19 protein-coding genes and 1 tRNA gene are annotated in these 23,290 nt (G+C 36.2%); 6 read left to right on the plus strand and 14 right to left on the minus strand.

Features of this window, described 5'->3' with window-relative positions; translation table 11 throughout:
• Positions 1 to 166: 166 nt before the first annotated feature.
• The 3 genes from ACMAYX_RS12760 to ACMAYX_RS12770 are packed head-to-tail and all read right to left on the minus strand — an operon-like array spanning position 167 to position 1,825.
• Positions 167 to 646 carry a hypothetical protein gene (locus ACMAYX_RS12760; protein WP_103218736.1) on the minus strand — a complete coding sequence of 160 codons (480 nt, stop codon included), beginning with the start codon at positions 644 to 646 and terminating at the stop codon, positions 167 to 169.
• Positions 643 to 1,419, minus strand: a complete 777-nt coding sequence (locus ACMAYX_RS12765; protein ID WP_103218735.1) for a hypothetical protein — start codon at positions 1,417 to 1,419, stop codon at positions 643 to 645. The genes ACMAYX_RS12760 and ACMAYX_RS12765 overlap by 4 nt, the downstream gene beginning before the upstream one ends.
• Entirely contained in the window at positions 1,412 to 1,825 is a 414-nt protein-coding gene (locus tag ACMAYX_RS12770; protein ID WP_103218734.1) for an NUDIX domain-containing protein, read from the minus strand. Before ACMAYX_RS12770 ends, ACMAYX_RS12765 begins: the two co-directional genes overlap by 8 nt.
• An 81-nt stretch (positions 1,826 to 1,906) precedes the next feature.
• Here ACMAYX_RS12770 and ACMAYX_RS12775 point away from each other — a divergent pair, with 81 nt between their 5' ends.
• On the plus strand, positions 1,907 to 2,908 hold the full coding sequence (locus tag ACMAYX_RS12775) for a tRNA dihydrouridine synthase (protein ID WP_412463074.1): 1,002 nt from the start codon (positions 1,907 to 1,909) through the stop codon (positions 2,906 to 2,908).
• Here ACMAYX_RS12775 and ACMAYX_RS12780 read toward each other — a convergent pair.
• The 5 genes from ACMAYX_RS12780 to ftsY form a co-directional block, all read right to left on the minus strand.
• Positions 2,826 to 3,290, minus strand: coding sequence for a hypothetical protein (locus ACMAYX_RS12780; protein ID WP_146037893.1), 465 nt, complete (start codon positions 3,288 to 3,290; stop codon positions 2,826 to 2,828). The genes ACMAYX_RS12775 and ACMAYX_RS12780 overlap by 83 nt on opposite strands.
• Positions 3,291 to 3,362: 72 nt before the next feature.
• Positions 3,363 to 4,916, minus strand: a complete 1,554-nt coding sequence (rny, locus tag ACMAYX_RS12785) for a ribonuclease Y (protein WP_368667189.1) — start codon at positions 4,914 to 4,916, stop codon at positions 3,363 to 3,365.
• 15 nt (positions 4,917 to 4,931) lie between these two features.
• Positions 4,932 to 5,537, minus strand: coding sequence for a 5-formyltetrahydrofolate cyclo-ligase (locus tag ACMAYX_RS12790; RefSeq protein WP_146037892.1), 606 nt, complete (start codon positions 5,535 to 5,537; stop codon positions 4,932 to 4,934).
• The gene (zapA, locus tag ACMAYX_RS12795) at positions 5,509 to 5,814 is read right to left on the minus strand and encodes a cell division protein ZapA (RefSeq protein WP_103218729.1); all 306 of its coding nucleotides are present in this window, start codon (positions 5,812 to 5,814) and stop codon (positions 5,509 to 5,511) included. Before zapA ends, ACMAYX_RS12790 begins: the two co-directional genes overlap by 29 nt.
• A gap of 42 nt (positions 5,815 to 5,856) precedes the next feature.
• A complete protein-coding gene (gene ftsY, locus ACMAYX_RS12800) occupies positions 5,857 to 7,077 on the minus strand; it encodes a signal recognition particle-docking protein FtsY (RefSeq protein ID WP_412472031.1) in 1,221 nt (406 codons plus the stop codon).
• Positions 7,078 to 7,153: 76 nt separating this feature from the next.
• Between ftsY and epmA the strand changes: the two genes are divergently transcribed.
• On the plus strand, positions 7,154 to 8,122 hold the full coding sequence (gene epmA / locus ACMAYX_RS12805; protein WP_392990509.1) for an EF-P lysine aminoacylase EpmA: 969 nt from the start codon (positions 7,154 to 7,156) through the stop codon (positions 8,120 to 8,122).
• Here the strand turns inward: epmA and ACMAYX_RS12810 are convergent, their stop codons facing one another.
• Entirely contained in the window at positions 8,123 to 8,899 is a 777-nt protein-coding gene (locus tag ACMAYX_RS12810) for a hypothetical protein (protein ID WP_412472032.1), read from the minus strand.
• A 206-nt stretch (positions 8,900 to 9,105) separates the two neighbouring features.
• Here ACMAYX_RS12810 and ACMAYX_RS12815 point away from each other — a divergent pair, with 206 nt between their 5' ends.
• Complete coding sequence (locus ACMAYX_RS12815) at positions 9,106 to 12,897, plus strand: hypothetical protein (RefSeq protein WP_412470028.1); 3,792 nt, start codon at positions 9,106 to 9,108, stop codon at positions 12,895 to 12,897.
• Between the two features lie 4 nt (positions 12,898 to 12,901).
• Here ACMAYX_RS12815 and rimO read toward each other — a convergent pair whose 3' ends face one another.
• Positions 12,902 to 14,287, minus strand: a complete 1,386-nt coding sequence (gene rimO / locus ACMAYX_RS12820; protein ID WP_158246919.1) for a 30S ribosomal protein S12 methylthiotransferase RimO — start codon at positions 14,285 to 14,287, stop codon at positions 12,902 to 12,904.
• 143 nt (positions 14,288 to 14,430) lie between these two features.
• Between rimO and ACMAYX_RS12825 the strand changes: the two genes are divergently transcribed.
• Complete coding sequence (locus ACMAYX_RS12825; RefSeq protein WP_103218723.1) at positions 14,431 to 16,386, plus strand: lytic transglycosylase domain-containing protein; 1,956 nt, start codon at positions 14,431 to 14,433, stop codon at positions 16,384 to 16,386.
• Here the strand turns inward: ACMAYX_RS12825 and ACMAYX_RS12830 are convergent.
• Together ACMAYX_RS12830 and smc are read right to left on the minus strand one after the other, a co-directional pair.
• Entirely contained in the window at positions 16,367 to 16,960 is a 594-nt protein-coding gene (locus ACMAYX_RS12830; protein ID WP_412470030.1) for a LolA family protein, read from the minus strand. The two genes, ACMAYX_RS12825 and ACMAYX_RS12830, sit on opposite strands and share 20 nt — an antisense overlap.
• Positions 16,960 to 20,643 carry a chromosome segregation protein SMC gene (gene smc / locus ACMAYX_RS12835; protein WP_412472033.1) on the minus strand — a complete coding sequence of 1,228 codons (3,684 nt, stop codon included), beginning with the start codon at positions 20,641 to 20,643 and terminating at the stop codon, positions 16,960 to 16,962. The genes ACMAYX_RS12830 and smc overlap by 1 nt, the downstream gene beginning before the upstream one ends.
• Before the next feature lie 229 nt (positions 20,644 to 20,872).
• Here smc and ACMAYX_RS12840 point away from each other — a divergent pair, with 229 nt between their 5' ends.
• Entirely contained in the window at positions 20,873 to 22,006 is a 1,134-nt protein-coding gene (locus tag ACMAYX_RS12840; RefSeq protein ID WP_392990502.1) for an HD-GYP domain-containing protein, read from the plus strand.
• A gap of 34 nt (positions 22,007 to 22,040) precedes the next feature.
• Here ACMAYX_RS12840 and ACMAYX_RS12845 read toward each other — a convergent pair whose 3' ends face one another.
• Positions 22,041 to 22,634, minus strand: a complete 594-nt coding sequence (locus ACMAYX_RS12845) for a LysE family translocator (protein WP_103218719.1) — start codon at positions 22,632 to 22,634, stop codon at positions 22,041 to 22,043.
• 74 nt (positions 22,635 to 22,708) lie between these two features.
• On the opposite strand from ACMAYX_RS12845, the gene ACMAYX_RS12850 reads away from it, so the two are divergent.
• Entirely contained in the window at positions 22,709 to 23,161 is a 453-nt protein-coding gene (locus ACMAYX_RS12850; RefSeq protein ID WP_392990498.1) for an Lrp/AsnC family transcriptional regulator, read from the plus strand.
• 16 nt (positions 23,162 to 23,177) lie between these two features.
• Here ACMAYX_RS12850 and ACMAYX_RS12855 read toward each other — a convergent pair.
• Positions 23,178 to 23,254, minus strand: a tRNA-Pro gene (locus ACMAYX_RS12855).
• Between the last annotated feature and the right edge of the window lie 36 nt (positions 23,255 to 23,290).

The following is a 23,290-nucleotide window of genomic DNA, read 5'->3' on the forward strand; positions in this document are numbered from 1 at the left end:
AAGAAGTAACAACAATAAAGCGGAGGTTCTATAAGGAGTTTCCTTGTTACGGGTAGGAATCTATATTGAGCTACCCCTTCGTTTAGATATAAATATTTTATCAGTAATTCTGATATGATTCAATACATCATAAACCAACAAATTTCAAGGATTTGAGCCACAAACCCTAGTGATGATCGAGTTGTTCGCCCTTGAAGTCATGATCCGAGTAAACAATACGATCATTCATTTCATGGTTAAAATCATATATCTCATTGATATTACTGACCTTCCTGAAGATTGTATGACACTTATAACAAATAACAACAGGAGGAAGTCTCTTAAATAGTGCAAAATCAAATACATATAAAATAATAAAAGGTGCCACAGAATATGGGGCATATTGAGTTGTTGCCACATATAAAGTCGCTAAGGCAGCAATTACAAAGAGCATTACCCCAATTTTTCGATTAAAGTCTTTTTGTTTGTAAAAATCCTTTCTTTCGCAACATGGGCAATCCTTAAGAATACCCTGTTCGTGCTCCTCATTCATCTTCACAGGAGCTTTGGTATGACAAATTTGACACTCAACTTCTGTCACCTCTTTATTAGGGTGAAAAGAAACAGCTGAACCACATTCTTCACAAGTTAAAGTAATTTCCATCATAGTAGTAACCCATATGTATAAAATAAATAAATCGCAATCATTTCACCAATAAAGACAAAGATTGTCATGGCATAGAAAATCCCTGTCGCACTTTGAATACTTCGCATACTAACAAGCTTCCACCCAAAGACGCTCATTCCAAAAATAACCAAGTATCCCCAAACATCACGCATGATAACCATTAGCCAATTGAAAGCATAGCCGCCACCAAGTTCAGTTCCAGTAACTAAGTAAGGCCCAAGTTTAGTATGCTCAAATCCAGACCAAACAAGCTTAACAGCAAGTAGTACCCACATAGCGAGGGTAGCCTTTTTAAGAGGAACTTCCGAAAGCTTTGGTGTAACAAGATACCAGTGACCTAAGATCATGGCATAAGTAATAGCACCAAGATAGTAAACAGAAGAGCCAATATATAGGTAATTCACTAAGTTCTTATCTTGAAAAAGGTAGAGAGCGTAAAAGCCAATTAAAGTTGGGATCGCATATAAAATCCAAAGAGCAGTATTCTTCTCATCATAGTGATTATGCAACTGATGATGAAAAAGGATGCATATTGTACTGATATAAAGAAGGATTGCTTCTAAGTCTGTAGCACTATTTCCAGTTACAATATGAGCAATGGCCGCAAAGAATAAACTCACAAGACAAGTCGTTGATAAAAGCTTTTGAAAGCCTCCACCTGTCATTTTAGAATTTGCTACTGGTGCGAAAGTAAAAACTCCAAAGCCCAGGGCCAAGAAGAAGTACTTTGCCATTTCAAATGTATTACTCATTCAAATTACTCTCTCGTATAAAATGCTCAACTAAGCGCATGATAATGATTTTATTTGCTGCTGGAATATTAAGGTTTTCTACAACATTTTGAGCGTTTTCAAAAGGTATCTTTTGACTGATCAGACTCATTTCTTTTGTATATTCAGTAACATAGACATATAAGAAAACACTTCGGTCTGAATATTCATGTTTGAGCTGAGTGAAGAGATTAATTTTATTTAATCCAAAACCAACTTCTTCCATAAACTCACGACGAGCGGCTTCTTCAACACTCTCGCTAGACTCGACCTTTCCCCCTGGGAATTCAATCATGCCATCGAGTGGGCCATCTTCTTTTCTAACTTGTCCCCAAAGAACAAGCCCATCACTTTCAAGTGAATATGGGATTACAATTGCGATTTCCATAAATAAACTTTTACCCTAAAAATTTTGAAATGTTAAAAAAGCAACGTAGCTTTTTGCGCCTTTATTGTTTATAAACCAAGGGTGAGTACATTACCCTTTAAACAAAATTCAATCATATTCGCTCCGATGGAAGGTGTGACGGATGGCCCATATCGTGAGGTCATTCAAAGAATATTTGGCGACTGGGATTATTACTATACTGATTTTTATCGAATACCATCTGTTGGTAATGTTCACGCAAAAACATTAATCAAACACTTTGGTGAGCCTTATCTACAAAAAAAGGCCCATACTAATCAAACGGCTTACCAATTTCTCACTTCTGAAATTGCACAAACTGAGCAGGCCATCTCACTTATCAGCGAATTGAACTATCACCATATCGATTTGAATCTTGGCTGTCCTTCAAAAAAGGTGAATTCAAATAAAGGTGGTGCCTATCTTTTGTCTGACCTCAAGGCCCTTGAAAAAATTATTAAGCAAATTAGAGAAGGTTTTAAAAATACTTTTACAGTTAAAATTAGAATTGGATATCGCGATGATAGTCTCTATCTTGATCTCTTAAAACTTTTTGAAGATTGTGGCGTTGATGGAATCACAATTCATGCTCGTACAAGAGACCAGCTTTATAAAGGCGTAGCAGACTGGAGCTATATCGAAAAGGCCGTCAAAGTTTCCAATCTTCCCATCATTGCCAATGGAGATATTTGGACTATTGAAGATATCAATCGAATCTTCGATCAATGTAATCCATATGCTGTCATGTGTGGTCGAAGCGCACTTAAGACACCATGGCTTGCTTCAATCTATAAAGAGTATCAAGGCAATTTAGATTTCATCAGTGACGAATTTCTATTAAAGGTACGCGCTCAAAATCTAGACCTCTACTTTTATGAGTTAGAAAAAGAATATCGAAAGTATGGTTTTGTCGATTCAACTATTCTTAAAAGATTTAAGGCATTTTGCCGCTATCTATTTGATGACTATGAAAATTTTGAAACTATTCGTGGCCGTTTTCTTCGTGCTCAGAACATTCATGAGTTTCGTGCTCATCTAGATCAATTTGTGGCGAGTTATTCTTAATAAAGAAATAAAATGTGATTTCAAAAAGAAGCACACCAACGACGTAAACAATTCGCGCTTGAGTTGAAATCCCAACAAGACCAACTAGCAAGAAAAATAAGAAACCTGGTAGATGTCTAAGGACGACATTCCCCCAAGTGTTATCAGGAATACGGTCTTCTAAGATCGTATAAAAGTTCATAACCGCATTGGCAAAGTTGAAGCGACTTGTACGTCCTTCAAAGTATTCGTCACGGTTTGGATGGCAGTAAAGACCTGCAAATGAAATGGCCGTAAAGAAACATATATATTCTTCAGTTGAAAAACTAAAAATAGCGGATGCAATAAAGAAAATTATCAATGCCGGAAGAAAATATAAATAATAACGAATCCCAATTTTCATCTCATCTCCAGAAGTTCCAAAAAAGAAAGGCACCATATCGGTGCCTTACTTATATTATAAATGGAAGTTATTTTACTTAGCAACTCCAACTGCTTTTGTCTCACGAACAACTGTAATTTTAATTGTTCCAGGGTAAGACATTTGCTCCTCGATTTGCTTAGCAATATTACGAGATAGCATAACAGTTTCCTCATCCGTAACCTTGTCATTTTCAACAAAGACACGAACTTCACGTCCACCTGAGATTGCGTAAGACTTGCTAACACCTTCAAAAGAATTAACAATTTCTTCAATATCAGTAAGACGAGATACATAAGACTCAGTAAGTGCTTTACGAGCACCTGGTCTTGCTCCAGAAATCGCATCTGCTGCTGCTACAATGTGAGCAAGAATTGATTCTGGTTTTTCGTCATCGTGGTGAGCACGGATTGCGTGAACAACGTCCGCAGACTCTCCATACTTTCTAGCGAAGTCAGCACCGATAACAGCATGTGAACCTTCAGCAGATGCATCAAGTACTTTACCGATATCGTGTAGTAGACCTGCACGGCGAGCTTGTTTAATATTCAGCCCCATCTCAGCTGCCATTGAACCACAGATAAACGCTGCTTCAATTGCATGCTGGTATTGGTTTTGAGTATATGAAGTTCTAAAGTTTAGAGCACCAACAAGCTTAAGGATTTCAGGGTGGATACCATGAACACCAATCTCCATTTGTGCTTTTTCACCTAGAGAAAGAAGCTTCTTCTCAAATTCAGCTTTTGATTTATCGTGGAATTCTTCAATCTTTGCAGGGTGAATACGACCGTCAGCAATTAGCTTCTCAATTGTATCTTTAGCAATCTCACGTCTAACAACGTTGAATGAAGAGATAACAACAATTTCAGGAGTATCATCGATAATTAAGTCAACACCACAGATTTGCTCAAATGCACGGATGTTACGACCTTCACGACCAATTAGTCGACCTTTAACATCATCAGATGGTAGGTCTACAGTTGAGATCGTCTTTTCACCAACGTGCTCACCTGCGTATCTTTGAATTGCAATTCCAACAATTCTCTTCGCACGAGTTTCAGCTTCTTCTTTAGCTTCTTCTTCCATACGAGTGATCATTTTAGAAAAATCTACTTGAGCTTCTTCTTTCATCGTATCAAGTAGTTCATCTTTTGCTTGCTCTTTTGTCATAGCAGCAACTTCAGATAATTTAGTTGCATACTCTTCTTGGCGAACAACAAATTTTTCTTTTTCTTTAAGAGCATCAAGCTCTTTTTCTTTTACGTCTTCTTCACGCTTCTCGACTTTCTTAGTCTTCTCATCAAGTTCATCCATTTTCGATTCAAGCTTTGCTTGTCTCTTATTTAGATCTTTTTCCTGATCGTTAAGTTCGCGCTTCACACGCTCGGCATACTTGTCAGCTTCCTTCTTTTCTTCTTGAGCTGCCTCTTTTGCCTCTTTTCTTGCTTTATAGCTAATGTCTTTTGCCTGTGCCTTGGCCTTTTCAATTATTTCGTCACCCTTCGCTTCTCTTTCAAGCACTTCTTTTTTAGCTTGAAGATTACGGATAACAAAACCAACTGCTAGTCCAACGACAAGGAAAAGAAGTGAAGCTAAGATTAAATCCATACTCATTTCTCTCTCCTATTTATTAACTTTAATCACTTCCCGATCAGTTACGATAAAATCCATTGCTTGATCATGTTCCTCAAAGACAACTTCATCACTTAACTGTTGATTAAAGCAAACTCCTATTTTTATAACTTTCTTCTTATCAATATTAATCAATCTATTAAGGTAAATGTCGTAATAACCTTTACCTCTTCCCAAACGATGGCCTTCATTATCAAAGGCAACCCCTGGAACTAAAATAACTTCAGGAAAAATTATTGAATCACTATCTCTAGGAACTCTAAATTCTTTTCCAAAAGCTTGAACTATTTCAAGTTCATTTATTGGTGTATTTCGAAAACACATCTGTGTTGATTCTTCACCAAACGAAGGGAAACTAAGTATTGCTTTCGCCTTCAAATTTAAACAATTAACTTCACCAGGAATTGGAAAGAAAACCCCTAGGTGCTTAGGATTTAAGTTTTCGGATTTTAAAAGAGAATCGATATTGGAACAGATTTTCTCAGACAGCTGTCTTTGATCATCTAAGCTTAAATTAGCTAATATTTCTAATACCTTTTTTCGAAGCTGTTTCTTTTCAAGACTCATCTTAATGAGTTTTTGGAAGTGCTTCTTCAATCAACTTTAGTGCATTATCAGAAAGAGACTTAACTTCGTTAATCTCACTTCTGTATTCCCTTTCTAAGGATAGCTTTTCTTTTGCCAACTCAAGTGCAACTAGAGCTGCTAGTTGTGAGTTAGAAATTGAAGGCGCCTTTTGGCGAATATTGCTTGCGATTGATTCAACATACTCAACAATTTCAGTTGCTGAAACAACCTCATCTTCATTAGACTCTTTGAGTCTAAAGTTATGACCTAAAATTTGATATTCTTTTACTTCCGTACTTATATCCATAGTTATTTAATTGTAGTCCTACAAAGGATTTCAGTCAATCAATCAATTACCTACTAGTGCGTCAAGATACTCATCTAAATTAAACACACTCAGGTCTTCGACATTTTCTCCAACACCAATATAGGTAATTGGAATTTGTAGACTATCAACAATGGAAATTGCACTTCCGGCTTTTGATGAACCATCACATTTCGTAAATACCAGACCAGTTAAATCAAGTGCCTTATGAAATTCCTCTGCTTGGCGAATTGCGTTTTGACCAGTGATCGCATCAATTACTAAGAGAGTATGGTGTGGCGCATCTGCCATTAGCTTCTTTAGAACATTCTTACTCTTTGTTAACTCTTCCATCAGGTTACCTGCAGTATGAAGACGTCCCGCAGTATCAAGAATACAGTAATCAGCTTTTTCATTAATCGCTGTTTGCAGTGCATCGTATCCAACACCGCTTGGGTTGGCCCCTTCTTTTGCACGAATCATTGTCGCACCTGCTCTCTCACACCAAACTTGAAGCTGATCAACAGCTGCTGCTCTGAATGTATCGCATGCACCAACAACAACTTTTGCACCCTGCTGAGTAAGTTTTGTTGCTAATTTTCCAATTGTTGTAGTTTTACCTGCACCGTTTACACCTACGATCATAATAACCTTAGGCATTCCCGTTGCATTTCCTTTAAATTCAAAAAGATCACCTTCGTTTCTTGATTGAACGTCGGCCATTTTATTCTTTAAGAATTCTTTAATATATATTTTAAATTGAGCTTCATCGAAGTCAGCGCTCTTTGCTTTCTCTTCAAGAGATTCGATCAGCTCACTTGTTGCCTTTGGCCCAAGATCTGCACCATAAAGAAGTTCTTCAACCTCCTCAAGCGCGTCTTCATCGAGACCACCAGCACCAAATAGACTTCCAATTTTTCCCCAAACACCATTACGTGAACTACTTAAACCCTTTGTTAGTCTTTCTTTCCAAGACTTCTCAGGAACAGGAGTTGGTGCTGGTTGCGCCTTCGCTACCTCTTCAGCAACAGCAACTTCTTCGACCGCTTCAACTTCTTTAGTTTCAGAAGTAATCTCTTCTTTGACCTCTCGATCTGGAAGCTTTGATTGTGCCTTTGGCTTAAGAAGATAGAAAATACCAGTAAATCCACTGATACCTAGTGCTGAACATAGCGCGATAAATGCATACGCCATTTCAATAGTTATCGTCATATTTAGCTGGGCCTGATCTGCCCAAGACTGTAAAAGAGCAACGAGTTGCAACATAATATATTCTCCATTTTGTGTGTTTAAGAGATATGATATGTAAGCATAAAAATCAATATTTAAGGCGTAAATTGGCATGAAAATGACAAATAAGATCAAACTATTTCATCTACAACAAGCAATTCGAAACTTTTTCAATAAAGATGGTTTTATGGATGTGCTAACGCCGCCAATTGTTGAAAATCCAGGAATGGAAGTTCATATTCATCCCTTTGCAATTCACTCTGTGCATCAAAATAAAACTCATGACCTCTTTCTACATACTTCTCCAGAATTTCATATGAAGGAGCTACTTCAAGAGGGCCTAGAAAAAGTTTTTACAATGAGCTACTGCTTTCGTGATGAGCCAAATAGCTCAACTCACAGAAAACAATTCATTATGCTCGAATGGTATCGTGCCAATGAGAATTATAAAAAAATCATGGAAGATACAATAGACCTATATCGATTTTGCCACGACTACCTAAAGTCTAAAGGTGTTAGAGTTATCGAGTTAAATGACAAGATAAAGAAAGCAACTGTTCAAGAAATATTTTTAGAAGTTCTTAACATTGATATTTTAGAACTTATGGATCGCGATGAACTTTATCATTTAATTGATAAGAAATTTTCAAAAATTAGCTTATCAGGAAATAAAGATGATTACGCATGGGACGACCTCTTTTTTCTCCTTATGTATAATTATATTGAGCCTGAAATGGAAAAGTATGAATTTCTTATGCTCTATGAATTTCCTGCTCCACTTAGAGCACTCTCTACCATTAAAGAGGATGACTCAAGAGTATGTGAAAGATTTGAAGTTTACTGTCGTGGAATAGAGATTTGCAATTGCTTCAATGAGCTTACTGACTTAAATGAGCAAACTTTACGTTTTGAGAAAGATGCAGCATTAAAACAGGATCTTTATAAATACAATCTTCCTTGGCCTAAGAGATTTTTAAAGCAATTAGAAAACGGTTTACCAAGAAGTGCTGGCATAGCACTAGGAGTAGAGCGCCTTCTAATGTCCTTAACAGGAATGGAAGAAGACGCATTCTTTGATTAACTATTGTTTCTTTTGAAGTCGATTAAATAATAAGTGAGTCTTTAAGATAAATTCTGATTTTACAACATCAGGAGTCATCTTCATGGCCCAACGGTAGTGAACACCACTTTCCTTTGCCGAGCGTAACTTACTATTCCACATTGGAAATTCATTTGCTAACTCAGCAGAATAAACAGCATACCAGCGTGCAAACTCATCTTGCGAACGGGCCAATAATGCATCTTGTACCTCAATTGCATTTTCAACCAAGATTCTTTTCACTGAGTAAATATTTAAAGGATCAAGTTTTTTAATATCTAAATCCTTATTCAAATATTTTTTAAATATTGTAACTGTAATTTCCTTAGCAACTCTTGAAGTTTGTTGGTTATAATTTTCTAAGCGTTGGTAGTATTGCGATAGCACAAGTGAGCGATAAACTCCTTCTCGAGTTCCCCCCTGCTCTAGAGTTGCATACCATTTTGATAACTCATCTCTATTTGCATCAAGTTCGCGCGTGGCCTTAATTAACTCATTAATAAATGATAAGTTATATTGAGACATCTGCTCTTTAGTGAAAGGTGATTTGTATTCTTTTTTAGAGTAAACACTTAGATCTTTAGCATCCTTTTTAACAATAGGAATCTCAGGAAGTTCGACTTCATCTCTTTCCCCCCAAATTTTATCGGCCAACGATGTCGATATATTCTTTTCTACAAATGGCCTTAAATCTTGCAAGAATGTTATCTGTGCAAAAGCAGAAGTTGAAATTAAACAAATTAGAATGAATCTCTTCACAAGTCTCCCCTGAAAATTCGAGTATTTATCAATATAAACACCATTATAATGGCGCTTCGAATTTTTAGGAAGTTAGCAAATTTTAGCCAACAAAATTTGTCAATTTTGTGTCTAGGTTCTAGGCAATTAATACCTCTAACTTCCGATAAACACTGACTAAATGAATTTTGGTAAAGATTGTTTAAGAATCATTCGATAATGAAGTTATGAAAACGTTAAAAGGTAAACCGTCTCTACATTTAATATTAATCCTTCTGCTCATCGCAACTTCATGTGTGCCTGATAGCTTAACGAAGTTCAAGGAAGATGGCGCAAGCAGTGATGATGCATCAAGTGCAGTTGGAGAGGTTGTTGATCCTCCAAGTGACTTTATCGACGAGGGCGGTAATGAGATTGATGGAAGTAAGATTACTGACCCGACTTCCGTTTTCTACAACAATGCAAGCAACTACATTTTTATCACTGGTGACTCTAGCTTAGCTAATTCAACGGCCGGTAAGAATATTGTTACATTTATAATTCCAGATGGTGAATTTGGAGATTACAATATTATCGACAATGATGGTTTTTTTACTTTATCAAATGCATCTAAGAATAACTTCCTAGATCCAATCACAAATCCTGGTTTTAATTTTGGTTCAGATATCACTACTACATATGCAGCGCACTTTACGACAAGTAATCAAAGTGGTCTGATCAAGCTAACAAATAGTTCAGTTTCTCCTGTTAGAAGTTTTACACTAGCACCAATTAATTTTAATTTTTATAGCCCTTCTACAGAATCGGCTCAAACATTAACAACAACATCTCAACCGAGAGTTTCAATTCAAGCACCAATTCCTGATAGGCTTACTTTTGAAACACAGCAGTCTTTCAATTGTACAGGTGCGGGAATCGGAACAACTCCTCCAGCAACCCCAACAATTGGTGACGTGTATCTAAGCGCAGGAACATGCTACTATAATTACGATGGAACAAATACAAACACTGTTGCATTTCCTTTTGTAGGACCTGTTTTTGTGGGATTTCAGCTAGATGATAATAGCGGATTCCTTACAAATGGTTTAACAAGTGAGACATTTACAACTGAAAATGGTGCAACAGGAACAATCACTTACAAGGATAGTAGTAACAATATTTACGGTACACTTACTTCAGGTACTCTATATACTGGCGACTTAATTGATAATGCTTTTCCATTTTCAAATAGAGAAGGAACAATTCAAAAAGTTAAATACTTTTTCCAACCAAATTCAAATATCAACTTAAAGTTGATTAATGATACATCAGAAGCTGTCGCAGAACATATCAGTTATAACAACAGTACTGATATTTCAATTACACCAGACTTACCTTCTACATTAAGGCTCGTAAAAAATGTAGACAGTCCACTATTTGGATACATTATTGATACATCTGGTGTAGGAGATCATAACTATCAATCTCCTATTGAATATACAATTACCGTTAAAAATGACATTTCAACAAGAACGTTCAAGCTTGATCTTGGTATTATTAATCCTCCAGAGGATTTATCGTACTCACAACTTGTTGCGTTCAAAGTAAAAAATCTTGTTCAGACGACTTCAAATTTTACTGAAGGACAAGAAATTTCTGCAGCAACACTTCCACCACTAAGCAATGGTGCAAAAGGTATCATTAAAAGAATTCTTGATATTGATGGGAACGAAAAATACCTAATTGTTCAAGTTATCAGTGGTGAATTTGTAAAGGATATCTCAGTTGATAATTATAAAAACTTCCTAGATGAAGAAGCAGTAATTCAAACAACTCCAGTGTCTCTTACACATATTATGAGTCTTAACTCAACTGCTGCATTTACACCAACTTACTTAGAAACAAGACCAGCTCTATGTATGAGATTTCCATCTGCACCGACAGACAGGTTTGCACGCGCAGTTGTAACAGGAAATCCAACAGATGCTGGACTAGCAAATATCATCTTTGTTAACCAAACGAAGAATGTTAACGACACTAATTCTAGTGAAGATTTTATTGCATCTAATAATGCACTTGAAGATTGTGGTAATGCTACGGCATACATCCTAAATGAAATTTGGACCCCTGTAATGAGAGCTACATTTACTGATGTATCTTCTCTTGTTAGTGGAATGGATATACTGACAAATACAGGACGAGCGAACCTTGTTGCTTCACAAATTAATAGTAGTGACAATACTGCTTTATTACAAAGTACAAATGGAGTGCCAATTACGATGACACTTCCAGGAGAATCATTCTCATCGGTTAGACCGTATAGTGCAAACGGAGCGACAATCAGTGATTTTCAAACTCTAACGACATTTGAATTACATCGTGGCGTTGATTCAGTAATCAAGTCAACTCTTCCAAAAGGAGAAGACATTGCATATAGTGTAAGCCCAGAACTTCCTCCAGGTTTAACATTAGATGAAGAGACAGGTGATATTATCGGTATTCCTGAAATTGCAGCCTCATCTAAGACGTATACTGTAACTGCTCAAAATATTCTTGGAAGCTTCTCAGCATCATTTGATCTATTGATCGAAGATTACTTTGAAGTAAATGTTGAAGTAGAAAATACTCCGAAGTTCTTCACTCACAAAGATGGTGAAGATAACTTCTTTAATAAGTGTCGAGTAAAGAAAAGAGATATCATCAGCAACCCAAGGGCCTTAGCATCTGATATTGAGGATGTAATCGATATTGATTGTTATGTTGATATTGGTGAAAATAACCTTTACTTTAGAGAGCTTAAGCTACAAGCAAATGTTGGCCCAGGTATTTGTCATAGTATTCGCTATAAGCCATTTTTCTTTTACAAGAAAAGACCAATGATGACACGCAGTTCAAATTCAGACATTGCATACAGTGCAGCTGCTCGCTATATCGTACAAGTTGTAACTGGTACTTCAACAGATGCTGTGGGAGTAGCTCCAGCCGATAATACTGCGACAGATGGGTTAGGAGGTGCAACTCCAGCAAATAGTTATTATGCAGATGGAATTTATGTCAACGGTGTTCTATTCGGTGGTCAACTTGATGATCTATGTTCAGGTAAATACCATGATCTAAATTGTGACAATGGTTCTTTTGAATATGCCGAGCTTGTTTATACATATACAGAAGCAAACGCAGACACTGGAGATCCAGCTTACTATAGAAATACTGTCGAGGTTTTAGAACATCAATGTGAGGGAAATGCATACTTATGTAGAAAGGGTGCAATTGAAGACGTCTTCACAACAGATGAGCTTGAAGATGGTTTTCAGTCGCTTGTTATAGAGGCATTTAGTGGTGCAAATTATGAGAGTATCTTAAAAACTCCACAAAAAAGAGGTGCGAGATCAAACCGTTCAATTGCTTCATTTGCACATGAAAACTCTTGTTATAATTCAATTAATAATACTGAATATTACTCAGAGGGTATAAAGCTTCACGCGGAAAGTGTAAGCCTTTCAGATGATCCAAACCAGATAGTTGATCCATTTATGGGGGCACAGCCTTACTATACATTCTCTTGTCTTGATGAATTCTCAGTTACTCAAGCGAGAATAAACTTACACATTAGAGATTGGGATAATAACTATGAGATGAACAATCTTGATAAGGTTACTATTGCGAGCATGGATGAAGGGACAAACCTAGATGTTTTTGATGAACCTCTTAACGAATTTAGTGATTGGGATGATTACACAAACTCAACAAATTATTCTGCCTGTACAGATGCGACAGCACCGACTTTAGGAAACTCATATACTGCTATTACAACAGGGAGTGGGACAGTTGGGTCACTATACTTTTACACAGTATCATCAAGTGATTTCTACTCAGGTATGAACGTTATTATTGGTGGACAAACTTATATAGTTAAAAGAGTTTACTCAAATGCAGTTCAGCTTACACGTCCGCTACATGCATCTTTTGGTGCAGGAACGGCAATTACTGGACGTCAGCTAATACCGTTCCCTTACAATGACTGGGAAGAAGAACCTTAGTAATCTAAATTACACGTCCAACTAAATCAAAATCTAATACATCGGTGATCTCAACTTTAACGAGGTCACCGATTTTTAAATCTCTCTCATTTAAGTCATTGATAATAACCTTACCATCGATATCAGGTGCCTGACCAAAATGGCGACCAACAATTAGAAGATCAGTATCTTCGTGAGTTCCTTCAACAAGAACTTCAACAGTTTCACCTAGGAATTCTTGATTTAATTCTCTAGCGATTTCTTTTTGAACTTCATAAAGACGATCAAAACGATCATCAATTACTTCTTGCGAATTTTTATCTTTTAAACGGTAAGCAGGTGTTCCTTCTTCATCTGAGTATCTAAAGATACCAAGGTGGTTGAAACGTGCTTGCTTGATACCTTCAAGTAATTTTTCAAAGTCCTCTTCAGATTCACCAGGGAATCCAACGATGATTGAAGTTCTAAGAACAATTCCAGGGATTCTTTCACGAAGCTTAGTGATACGCTCCATGATTTTCTCACCAGTAATCTTTCTATTCATACGCTTAAGTACATAATCTGAGAAATGTTGAACCGGCATATCAAGGTATTTACATACTTTCGAAGAAGTTGCCATTTTTTCAATAACTTCATCAGTAAGTTCATCTGGGTAAAAGTAGAATAAACGCACCCAATCTACTCCATCAACAGTCTCAAGACCTGATAGAAGTTCGAATAGATTATTTTCATCACTCAGATCGACTCCATAATCAGAAAGATCTTGAGAAATAAGATTTAGCTCTCTAACACCAGTTGAAGACAATTGCTTTGCTTCCTCAACAAGAGATTCAACAGTACGAGATCTTAGACGTCCACGAAGAGTTGGAATAATACAGAAAGTACAATTTCTATTACAACCTTCAGAGATCTTTAACCATGCCGTATAGAACGGAGAAGTATTAAGTCTTGGATCAAATTCAGTATGAATAAATCTAGGAACTTCAACAAATGACTTCTTCTCTAATTTATTATTTTCAAGAGCAGTTAAAAGTGGAACGATTTTATTGTATTCACCAGTTCCAATGAACATATCAACTTCAGGCAAGCTCTTTTCAAGTTCATCTGAATATCTCTGGGCCATACAACCAGAAACAACCAGTGCCTTACAATTACCAACTTCCTCATCTTTATAGTCTGCAAGATCAAGAATCATCTCAATAGATTCTTGCTTAGCTGCTTCAATGAATGAGCATGTATTTACAACAATAACCTCAGAATCTTGAGGCTCTGTTACAACTTTAAAACCATTTAGTCCCATATGCCCGAGCATAACCTGTGCATCAACGAGGTTCTTTGAACACCCTAGTGAAGTAAAATAAACCGTGCGGTCATTAAATTTTTGGTTAACTTGAGATGAAATCTCAGACATATAATTCTCCATGTATAGCTAAAGTAGCTACTTATAGTGTTAAACCGACGTTTTTTCAATGCCTTATGTAATTTTTTTAGGAACAGAAATGCCTGTTTTCACATACTTGAAGGAAGTTACTTAAAGGCCTATCCTAGTAGTTAATGAGATTTACCTTACTAACTATATTTATTTTGGCCTTGTCTTGTACGAATTTATCAAGACCTCCTAAAACGAAACCACAAGATGGTGCTCTAACAAACTTACTTTCTAAAATTAGTAAGAATAATTCTGTTAGTTGTAACGAGTACCAAAAATTCTTGCATACACAATTTCCATTGTCCCCATGGTTAAGGGCCAATTATCACAAGAATTGTACTAAGAGCATTCAAGAATTAAGTGAAGAGTATAAAAATACTGAAGCGTATCCGTATTGGGCAAGAGAAGAACTAATTGATGCAATTATTTCAAAAACTTACTACACAGATGTCTATGCTAGTGCTGTCTTAAATAAGGTGGATTACCTCAATACTAAAGGTGAAGTTGAAAGGCTCTTACTTGATGCCATGAAGAAATTCGAAGATGGTAGTCAACAACAAGAACGAATCTATCAAAAATTAATTGATGTCTCTCCTCGCTTCATAAAAGAGCCGGAGCGAGAAAATTATTTAGATGTAGCCAAAAGCTTTGAACAAGATCGACAGTTTGTTAAGGCCCGTGAATATTACAAAAAAATAATTCGCGACAAAGATACTGTAAAAGAAGAAAAAGTTGAAGCTTGGTTTAGACTTGCAAACTCATATAAAAGGGAAAGAAAAAACGATAGTTTTAGAGACAATATTAGAAGCCTAGTTCTTTACCTTCAAAAAAACAGAGAAAGCCAAGAGCTAAAAGAAAAACATGCTGAATACACTATTAGGCTTGCTCGAATCTATTGGACAGAAGACAAATTACAAAGGGCGGTAAGAGTTCTAAGGAACCTCCTTCTCTTTAAGGAAGTCCCAACGGAGTATGTCGTTACAACTTACTACACGATTGGTGGTATTTTTGAGGATCTTAGAAAGTATGATCGCTCCATAAAATTCTATAAGAAGGCTTATGCTGCTGTTGAAGGAAAGCATGAACACCTTGAAAGTATTGTGTGGAATGTTGCCTGGACAAACTACAAGGCGGGCAACTATGAAGAAATGATTCAATGGTTTGATCGTTTTGAAGAAAAAAATGATGAGCCAAACTACCGATTTCTTTATTGGAAATTTGTTGGCCTAAAGAAGCTTAACCGCTTCGATGAAGCACAAAAACTTTTACTTAGAATTCAAAAAGAAGATCAATTTGGATACTATGGCCAAATTGCTCACATGAATCACACAAAACTTAAGCATATTGATTACAGAGAAAAGTTTGACATCTCGATTGATGAGCTTGCTTGGGCCGTTTATCTTGGTAATACTGACCTTGCGAAAAAAATTATTGATAGTAATGATAAGGTTAGCTTTAGTGACCTTTACGCTGCAAAATACTACAATATTATGATCTTTAAATTCTTCAGAGAAGATTCTAAGACGCAAGAAAAAATCTTAAAAGAAGATCCACAATTTGCCTTTCCTCTAGCGTTTAAAAAAGAGTTTCTTGAAAATAATAGATCTAAAACAGTAACGACACCACTCCTGATGAGCATCGCTCGTCAAGAGTCTGCTTTTAATCAGTATGCGCGCTCACCTGCCGATGCTTTTGGACTACTTCAATTAATTCCAGAGCAAGGAAAGAGACTTTCTCGTCGCTACAAAATCCCATATGAAGGATATGAAGACTTATATAATCCTAATATTAATATTACTTTTTCAAGTCTCTTGTTAAATGAGCTTATGAAGAGAAGGGATAATAACTTTATCGACTTTGTTGCGAGCTATAATGCTGGAGGTACTCCTATTAAAAGATGGAGAAGTCGAATCATCCTTCCGGACTTAGAGTTTATTGAAGAAATTCCGTATAAAGAAACGAGAAAGTACGTAAAGTTAGTCGCACGAAACTACTTGATCTACTCTCGTCTTCTGAGTAATGAACCATTAACGCTAAAAGAAAATTTCTTTCGTGGTGGCTTTATTGATATGACACATTAGCATTCTTTGGAACGTTAAGGATGAAGTGCTTTGCTTGAAAGCTTTCGTTCTTAACGTTGCTAAGCTCAAGCTTAACAACTTTTCCATCAGCATAATTAATGTCAATTGAAGTAATATTAGAGAACTCTTTTTTCCCTTTCTTAAAAGTCAGCTTTGTTTCGACAACGCCTGTCGACTTAACTGAAGTCTCAGAAAAAACAAGTACACTATAATTATCACCGTCTTTAACTTTATAATTCTTATTTGATTTAAGGCCATTCTTTAGTAAATCAAAGAAGTTTGAAAGACCCTTATCACTACCCTTGTGAATAATAATTTCTGCTGGATCACCAGGCATGAAACCATCTCGTCTAATCCAAGTCGTTTTCTCATTTGTCACATAGACAAGAGCATCTGAACCCTTTTGTTCAAGCCTAAGCTTACCAGGGTATTCATAATCAAATCTTCCTGTTGACTCTTTTGGAGTACCAGTAAGCTGATTTTTTACAATTTGCTTATATTGAGTAGAAAAAGACCTTGGGACAAATCCCAAGGCCATATTTGAAATCATTAAAATAGGTAGTAGCTTTTTCATTACTGTAATTGTACCGAAACTGCCTTTGAAACACCAGGCTCCTGCATTGTTACACCATAAAGTGTATCATTTAGCTCCATTGTTTTCTTATTGTGTGTAATAAGAATGAACTGTGATTCAGCACTCATTTCACGAAGAAGTTCATTAAAACGACCAACGTTTGCATCATCAAGTGGAGCATCAACCTCATCCAGTAGACAGAAAGGAGATGGCTTAACTAGGAAGATCGAGAAGATTAGAGAAACCGCAGTCATGGCCTTTTCACCACCAGACATTAGGTTAATATTCTGCATTTTCTTTCCTGGTGGCTTAGCAATAATATCAACACCACATTCAGCATCATCAATATCACCAACGATTTCTAGACGTGCTTCCCCTCCACCAAAGATAATTGGGAATACTTTTCTAAATCTCGTATCAACTTCTTCAAAAGCGATTTTAAATCTTTCTTTCGATTTTTCATCGATATGATCAATTGCATTTTGAAGGTCTTCAAGAGACTTTCTAAGTTCAACTTCTTGAACTTTTAAGAAGTCATAACGAAGTTTTTGTCTATCGTAGTCTTCAATTGCTTGCCAGTTGATTTCACCTAGGCGACCAAATTCAGACTTGTAGTTCTTAAGTTTAAATCCTTGATCTTTAAGATCTTGGCCATACTTACGAACAAATTCATATGATTCTTTTTCAATTTCTTTTGGACCATTTTCTGTTTCCATAAAGTACATTGTTGAAACATCATTAAGTTTTTCAAAATCAGTTTCAGTATACTCAAGGTAGCGTCCAAGAGATTCGCGTAGATCAACACGGTATTTTTCGAAGATATTACGAACATTCTCTTCTTCTTCATTAAGACATCTTTCAAGGCGTACTTCTTTTTCAGCAACCTCTTTATCGGCCTTATTGATATTTTTAGAAAGTTCTTTAACCTGATCTTCTCTTTCTTGCATTGCAAGTAGAAGTTCAGAGAACTCATCTTTCATAATACTAAGAACTTCATCTTTACTTGCAAGGATATCGGCTTTTTCGTTATTTGAAATTTCAAGTTCTTCGATTTCAACCTGCATATTTTCAAGCTCACCCTCTAGCTTAGTGATAAGCTCAGAGTTTGATTCTTTACGAAGGTTTTGTTTTTCGATTTGCTTTTCAATATCTTCTGATTGAGAACGTAGCGAATTCACACGTTGCTCAAAAGTTTTTGCTTCAACTTGCTTAGAAACATAAACCTCACGGTCTGCTTCATAAACTTCATTCATTTCATTATAACTATCGCGAAGGTCTTGAACTCTTTCACTAATATCAGCAATTGCCTCTTCAACCTCAGACTTATCTTTATTAAAAGATTCTTCTTTTTCTAGAATAGCTAGTCTTAGCTTTGAAGTTTCATCTTTACGATTCTTTAGAATTTCAAGTCTCGTGTTACCAGATTCCATAGATGCTAGCTTAGACTCAAGAGCTGAGTTTTTAGCAGCGAAATCGGCACGAGCTTCACTTAGTGTAAGACGAGCATTCTCTAGCTCATCTACTTTATTTCTTAGTAATTCATTTGAATCTGTAACGGCTTCTTCAAGGTTTGCAACTTTTCCATTAAGACTTACTAATTCGTTTTCAAGTGCTTCAATTGTGTTATTTCTTTCAATTGCACTTTGCCCTTGTTCACCAGATCCTTTTACATGAAGAACTGTTGCATTTTGGCGATTACGTACTTGAATATTTCCACTGATATCAGAGATTCCACCAAAAGAGATTGAACTCTCTAGTGAAACAACTTTATCAAGATCAAGGCTTTCAACAATAAATAGGCTTGATAAATATGGAGTTAGTTTAGCTTTATATTCTTCTGGAAGTTCAATGATATCACTTAGAGTCGTTAATTCTACCCCAAGCTTTACTTGAATTCTTTCACGTGCCTCAGCAGAAATTACATCTGCAGACTTATCTGCAAGTAAGATCTCAAGTGCATTCTCATCATTTTCAGTTACCCAATTTTTAAGAAGTGAAAGATCACTCTCAGAAGTAACTAGAGACTCTAAGAACTCTCCAAGAAGTGCTGTTACGGCCTTAGTGTACTTATCGTCACATTTAATAATATTACCAAGTACAGTATATTTATCAGAATCTACTTCACTTAAAAATTTAGAAACACCCTCTTTAGCTCCTTCAAGTGAAGAGCGAATTTCTTTTAATGAAGATAGTCTTGATTGCTTAGTAATTTGTTCTTTTGTTAAATTCTTAAGTTCTGTTTCAAGATCACGATCTTTTTGCGTCAGCTCGTTTACCGTTTCCTTAAGTGTAACTTCTGATTCAGTTAACTCTTCCACTAAATTCTTAGCGGCCATAACATCATCTCTTTCCTTTGCAAGTTCACTTGAAACACCTGAGTATTGTTTTTCAATTGCTTCAATTTCAGTCGCAAGGTCTTGAAGAGTTGCAGCATATTCTTCAAGTTTTGAATTATTTTGGAAAGCTTGTTGATCCATTTTAACAAGCTCTTCTTTCTTAATTGATAGCTCTTCTTCAAGCTCACTAATTTGCGCTTGTCTATCTTCTAGCTCAGACTTTAAAGCTTCAAGCTTCTCGCTTGCTGCTTCATAATCGTAATCTTCTTTTGAAGAAGTGATAACATCGTTGATTTCAGTTTCAATTTCTTCTTTTTTAAGAAGTCTTTCTTCGATCTCTTGAGCTAGTTCATCAATCTCTTTTTGTCTTTGCTCTAGTTGCTCTTCTTTATCAGTTAAAGACTTACAAAGTGCATTCAGTCTTTCTTCAGCAGCAGCTAATTTATTTGAAACTTCATTTCTTTCTTTTTGAGACTCATCAATTCTTGCAGTCTTCTCTTCTCTTTCAAAACGCTCTTCTTCAAGAGAGATCTCAAGAGAATCTTTTTTCATGCTCCAAGCTTCAAGATTTGCTTTCTTCTCAAGAAGCTCATTACCTCCATCGCGAAGCTCACGAAGATCTTCGAATACTTTATGTGCAACAACAGAGATTTCAGTACGTTTAATTTTATCCTTAAGCGTACGCGCTCTTTCAGCTTTTTCAGCTTGTTTTTGAAGAGACTTTAGGTTCTTTTCAATTTCAATTGTTAGATCGTTTAGACGGTTAAGGTTTTGCTCAGTTGCCTCAATTTTTCTCATTGATTCTTTCTTACGAACTTTAAATTTCGTAATACCGGCAACCTCTTCAATCATTGTACGACGCTCAACAGGTTTTGCTTGTACAAGTCTATTGATTTCCCCTTGGGCAATAATTGAGTATGACTTTGCACCAGCACCTGTATCCATAAATACTTCTTGGATATCTTTCAAACGAGCCGGCTCACCGTTGATACGATATTCAGTATCACCGTTTCTATAAAGCTTTCTTGTTAATTGAATCTCTGAAGGATTTGCAACTTTCCCACCGATGTGGATATGCTTTCCATGAGTATTCTCAAGGACAAGTGTTGCCTCGGCCCATGCAGCAGGATTATATTTTGAAGAACCAGCAAAAATAAGGTCCTTCATTGAATTCCCTCTTAGGTGTTTAGCTGATTGCTCACCCATAATCCAAAATAAGGCGTCAACAATATTCGATTTACCACATCCGTTTGGCCCAACGATCCCTGTAATACCATCGTCAAAGTTAATAATTGTACGATCTTTAAAGGATTTAAAGCCCTGGATAATTAGTCTTTTCAGTTGCACTTTGATTCACTCCGTCAATTTATCTCTATAATGTGTGTTGTGTAGGCCTTAATGTACCATTTCAAGCACCTAATCGTACACTTTTAAAATTTCAGTTCCGCTAAATAAGAAATGCAATTTCAGTAACTTAGACAAAGCAAATCCTAACAAGAACTAACACAATATTTTTACTTGTACGTATTTCGTACTAGGACTTTATCTGAACGGAGATTATGCCGATAAAAGTGCAATGGATAGCAACTCAAAAACAGTTTATTTTACGATCGACTTTCACCTCGTTGTTCGAGAAAAGCCGCTTCTATACAATATCTACATCAACTCTTCTACGATCAAAGGCAAGGATCACTATGTTAAAATAGTGCGGCCTGGAGAAGTTCTCACCGATGATGATGTAGAAGGTTTTAAAAAGTATCAAAGGATACATGTTCTTGAATCTGAGCGTGGGCTCTACCTTCAGTCTCTAGCAGAAGATGAGAACATAGAATCGATTGATAAGGTTTCCGTTATCAAAGATTCAGCCGTGAAGCACCTTGATGATATTTTCAATCCTGGGAAAGAATTCAATACAGAAATTCTTGGTGAAGCACTCGATGGTTGTCATGATTCAATGAAGGCCATGGTCGATGTTATCAAAGACTATGATATTAATAGCCTAAAAAAACTAATTGGTGATTTATCATTCCATGATTTTTACACTTACGACCATTCTATTAATGTAAGTATGTACAGTGTTTTAATTTATAAACAATTAAAACCTAAGGCAAGTGAAGCTGATCTCGTTGCGATTGGACTTGGTGGCCTTTTACATGATCTAGGCAAAACAAAAATTTCGACAGAAATATTAAATAAAACAGGCAATCTTACTGATGAAGAATTTGCACAAATTAAAAAGCATCCTGAGCTTGGTGTTGAACTATTTAGAGAAGCAAACCCTGAGTTTCCTGGACTTAAAAAAGAGTCTATTGAAAAAGTAATTATTGAACATCATGAGAATATTGATGGCTCTGGTTACCCAAAAGGAATCAAGGGAGAAGATCATCATATCTTCTCAAAAGTCGTTTCTATCGCCGATTTCTTTGATGCCATCACGACGAAACGATCTTATTCACAGGCACTTCCAATAGAAGATGCTCTAGAAATTATGAAACGAACTGTTGGGAAAAAAATTGATTCAGAAATATTTGATTTCTTCGTTAAGAAAGTTTCTAAGGTCATCCTAACAGGAAAGACAATGATCGAACTACCGGTCGATTTTAATACAGAGATTGCACACGCAGAGCTTCCAATTCAAAAAGTTCAGCCTAAAAAACTTGGTGAGAATTTTACGAAAGCAGATGATAACCCAAATAAAATAACAAAATAAAAAGTAGAGGAAGTTCTTCCTCTACTTTTCTATATTACTTCAAAACTAAAACTGGAAATAAAGAACCAAAAAGTAGCACGGCCAAAATAATATTAAAAATGGCAAGGCGATACCCTTTCTCAAGAAAAGACTTAAGCTTTAAACCTGCAAAGACCCAAACAGAAATTGCCGGAATATCAACAAGACTATAAGCAAGAATAACTGCAACAACACCTAATGTATTACCATTTGTATAAATGGCAACAGCTGAAAGTGCCATTGTCCAAGCCTTTGGATTAATCCACTGAAACATCGCCGCTTCAATGAACGACATTGGTTTTTTAATCTGTGCTTCTTCCTTTGCAAAAGTACTAAATGCAATTTTAAATGCAAGTAATGCTAAATAAGTACCACATGCCATCTGCATAATTTTTTGAATGCCTGGATAAGTTTTAAAAATATCCGAAACTCCAAAACCAATTACTGCAATCATGAAGATAAAACCAAAGTAAACCCCAAGCATATGAGGGACGGTTCTCTTAAAACCATGATTGGCGCCAGAGGCCATTAGAAGAATATTATTTGGTCCCGGCGTTATGGCGGAAACAAAGGCAAAAGCTAAAAGTGCGTATAGATTTGTCGTGCTCATGTGGCACAGTTTACTCGATTTTAAGAATAAATTTATTGCAAAGAATCATACATTTGAGAGATAATTTGCAACATATGAAGAAAATAGACACTATTGACGAAAGAATATTGCAAGAATTAGAAAATGACGGAAGAATCAGTAATTCTGATTTAGCCTCCATCGTAGGACTTTCACCTTCTGCATGTCTTAGAAGAGTACAAGAGTTAGAGAAATCTAAGGTCATCACTGGCTACCGCGCGCGAATCAATCGAGCAAAATTAGGAACAAGATTTACTGCTTATATTACAGTTGGATTATCTGTTCACACAAAGAAGTCACAAAAAGATTTTGAAATGGCGATTGCTGAATCACCCGAAGTAATCGAGTGTCACAACGTTACGGGAAGCTTTGAATACATTCTAAGAATTGAAACGACTGATCTTGTTTCATATAAAACATTTCACACAGAAGTTCTTGGAACACTTCCACAGGTAAATTCAATATCAACATACGTAGTGCTTGAGTCACCGAAAGATAAAAGAAAATAGAAAGGGATTTTTAAAATGGTCGGAGTAGCAGGATTTGAACCTGCGACCCCTTGCTCCCAAAGCAAGTGCGCTACCAAACTGCGCTATACTCCGACATTGAAATTTTGGGTAGGCTATTTATAAGTGATC

This window comes from Halobacteriovorax sp. RT-2-3, from assembly GCF_047085075.1.
Lineage (GTDB): Bacteria > Bdellovibrionota > Bacteriovoracia > Bacteriovoracales > Bacteriovoracaceae > Halobacteriovorax_A.

Excerpts from the sequence above, each read along its gene's own strand:
- ACMAYX_RS12760 (WP_103218736.1), bottom strand. The coding sequence starts at position 646 with ATGATGGAAATTACTTTAACTTGTGAAGAATGTGGTTCAGCTGTTTCT.
- ACMAYX_RS12765 (WP_103218735.1), bottom strand. The coding sequence starts at position 1,419 with ATGAGTAATACATTTGAAATGGCAAAGTACTTCTTCTTGGCCCTGGGC.
- ACMAYX_RS12770 (WP_103218734.1), bottom strand. The coding sequence starts at position 1,825 with ATGGAAATCGCAATTGTAATCCCATATTCACTTGAAAGTGATGGGCTT.
- ACMAYX_RS12780 (WP_146037893.1), bottom strand. The coding sequence starts at position 3,290 with ATGAAAATTGGGATTCGTTATTATTTATATTTTCTTCCGGCATTGATA.
- rny (WP_368667189.1), bottom strand. The coding sequence starts at position 4,916 with ATGGATTTAATCTTAGCTTCACTTCTTTTCCTTGTCGTTGGACTAGCA.
- zapA (WP_103218729.1), bottom strand. The coding sequence starts at position 5,814 with ATGGATATAAGTACGGAAGTAAAAGAATATCAAATTTTAGGTCATAAC.
- ftsY (WP_412472031.1), bottom strand. The coding sequence starts at position 7,077 with ATGTTGCAACTCGTTGCTCTTTTACAGTCTTGGGCAGATCAGGCCCAG.
- epmA (WP_392990509.1), top strand. The coding sequence starts at position 7,154 with ATGAAAATGACAAATAAGATCAAACTATTTCATCTACAACAAGCAATT.
- ACMAYX_RS12815 (WP_412470028.1), top strand. The coding sequence starts at position 9,106 with ATGAAAACGTTAAAAGGTAAACCGTCTCTACATTTAATATTAATCCTT.
- rimO (WP_158246919.1), bottom strand. The coding sequence starts at position 14,287 with ATGTCTGAGATTTCATCTCAAGTTAACCAAAAATTTAATGACCGCACG.
- ACMAYX_RS12825 (WP_103218723.1), top strand. The coding sequence starts at position 14,431 with ATGAGATTTACCTTACTAACTATATTTATTTTGGCCTTGTCTTGTACG.
- ACMAYX_RS12830 (WP_412470030.1), bottom strand. The coding sequence starts at position 16,960 with ATGAAAAAGCTACTACCTATTTTAATGATTTCAAATATGGCCTTGGGA.
- ACMAYX_RS12840 (WP_392990502.1), top strand. The coding sequence starts at position 20,873 with ATGGATAGCAACTCAAAAACAGTTTATTTTACGATCGACTTTCACCTC.
- ACMAYX_RS12845 (WP_103218719.1), bottom strand. The coding sequence starts at position 22,634 with ATGAGCACGACAAATCTATACGCACTTTTAGCTTTTGCCTTTGTTTCC.
- ACMAYX_RS12850 (WP_392990498.1), top strand. The coding sequence starts at position 22,709 with ATGAAGAAAATAGACACTATTGACGAAAGAATATTGCAAGAATTAGAA.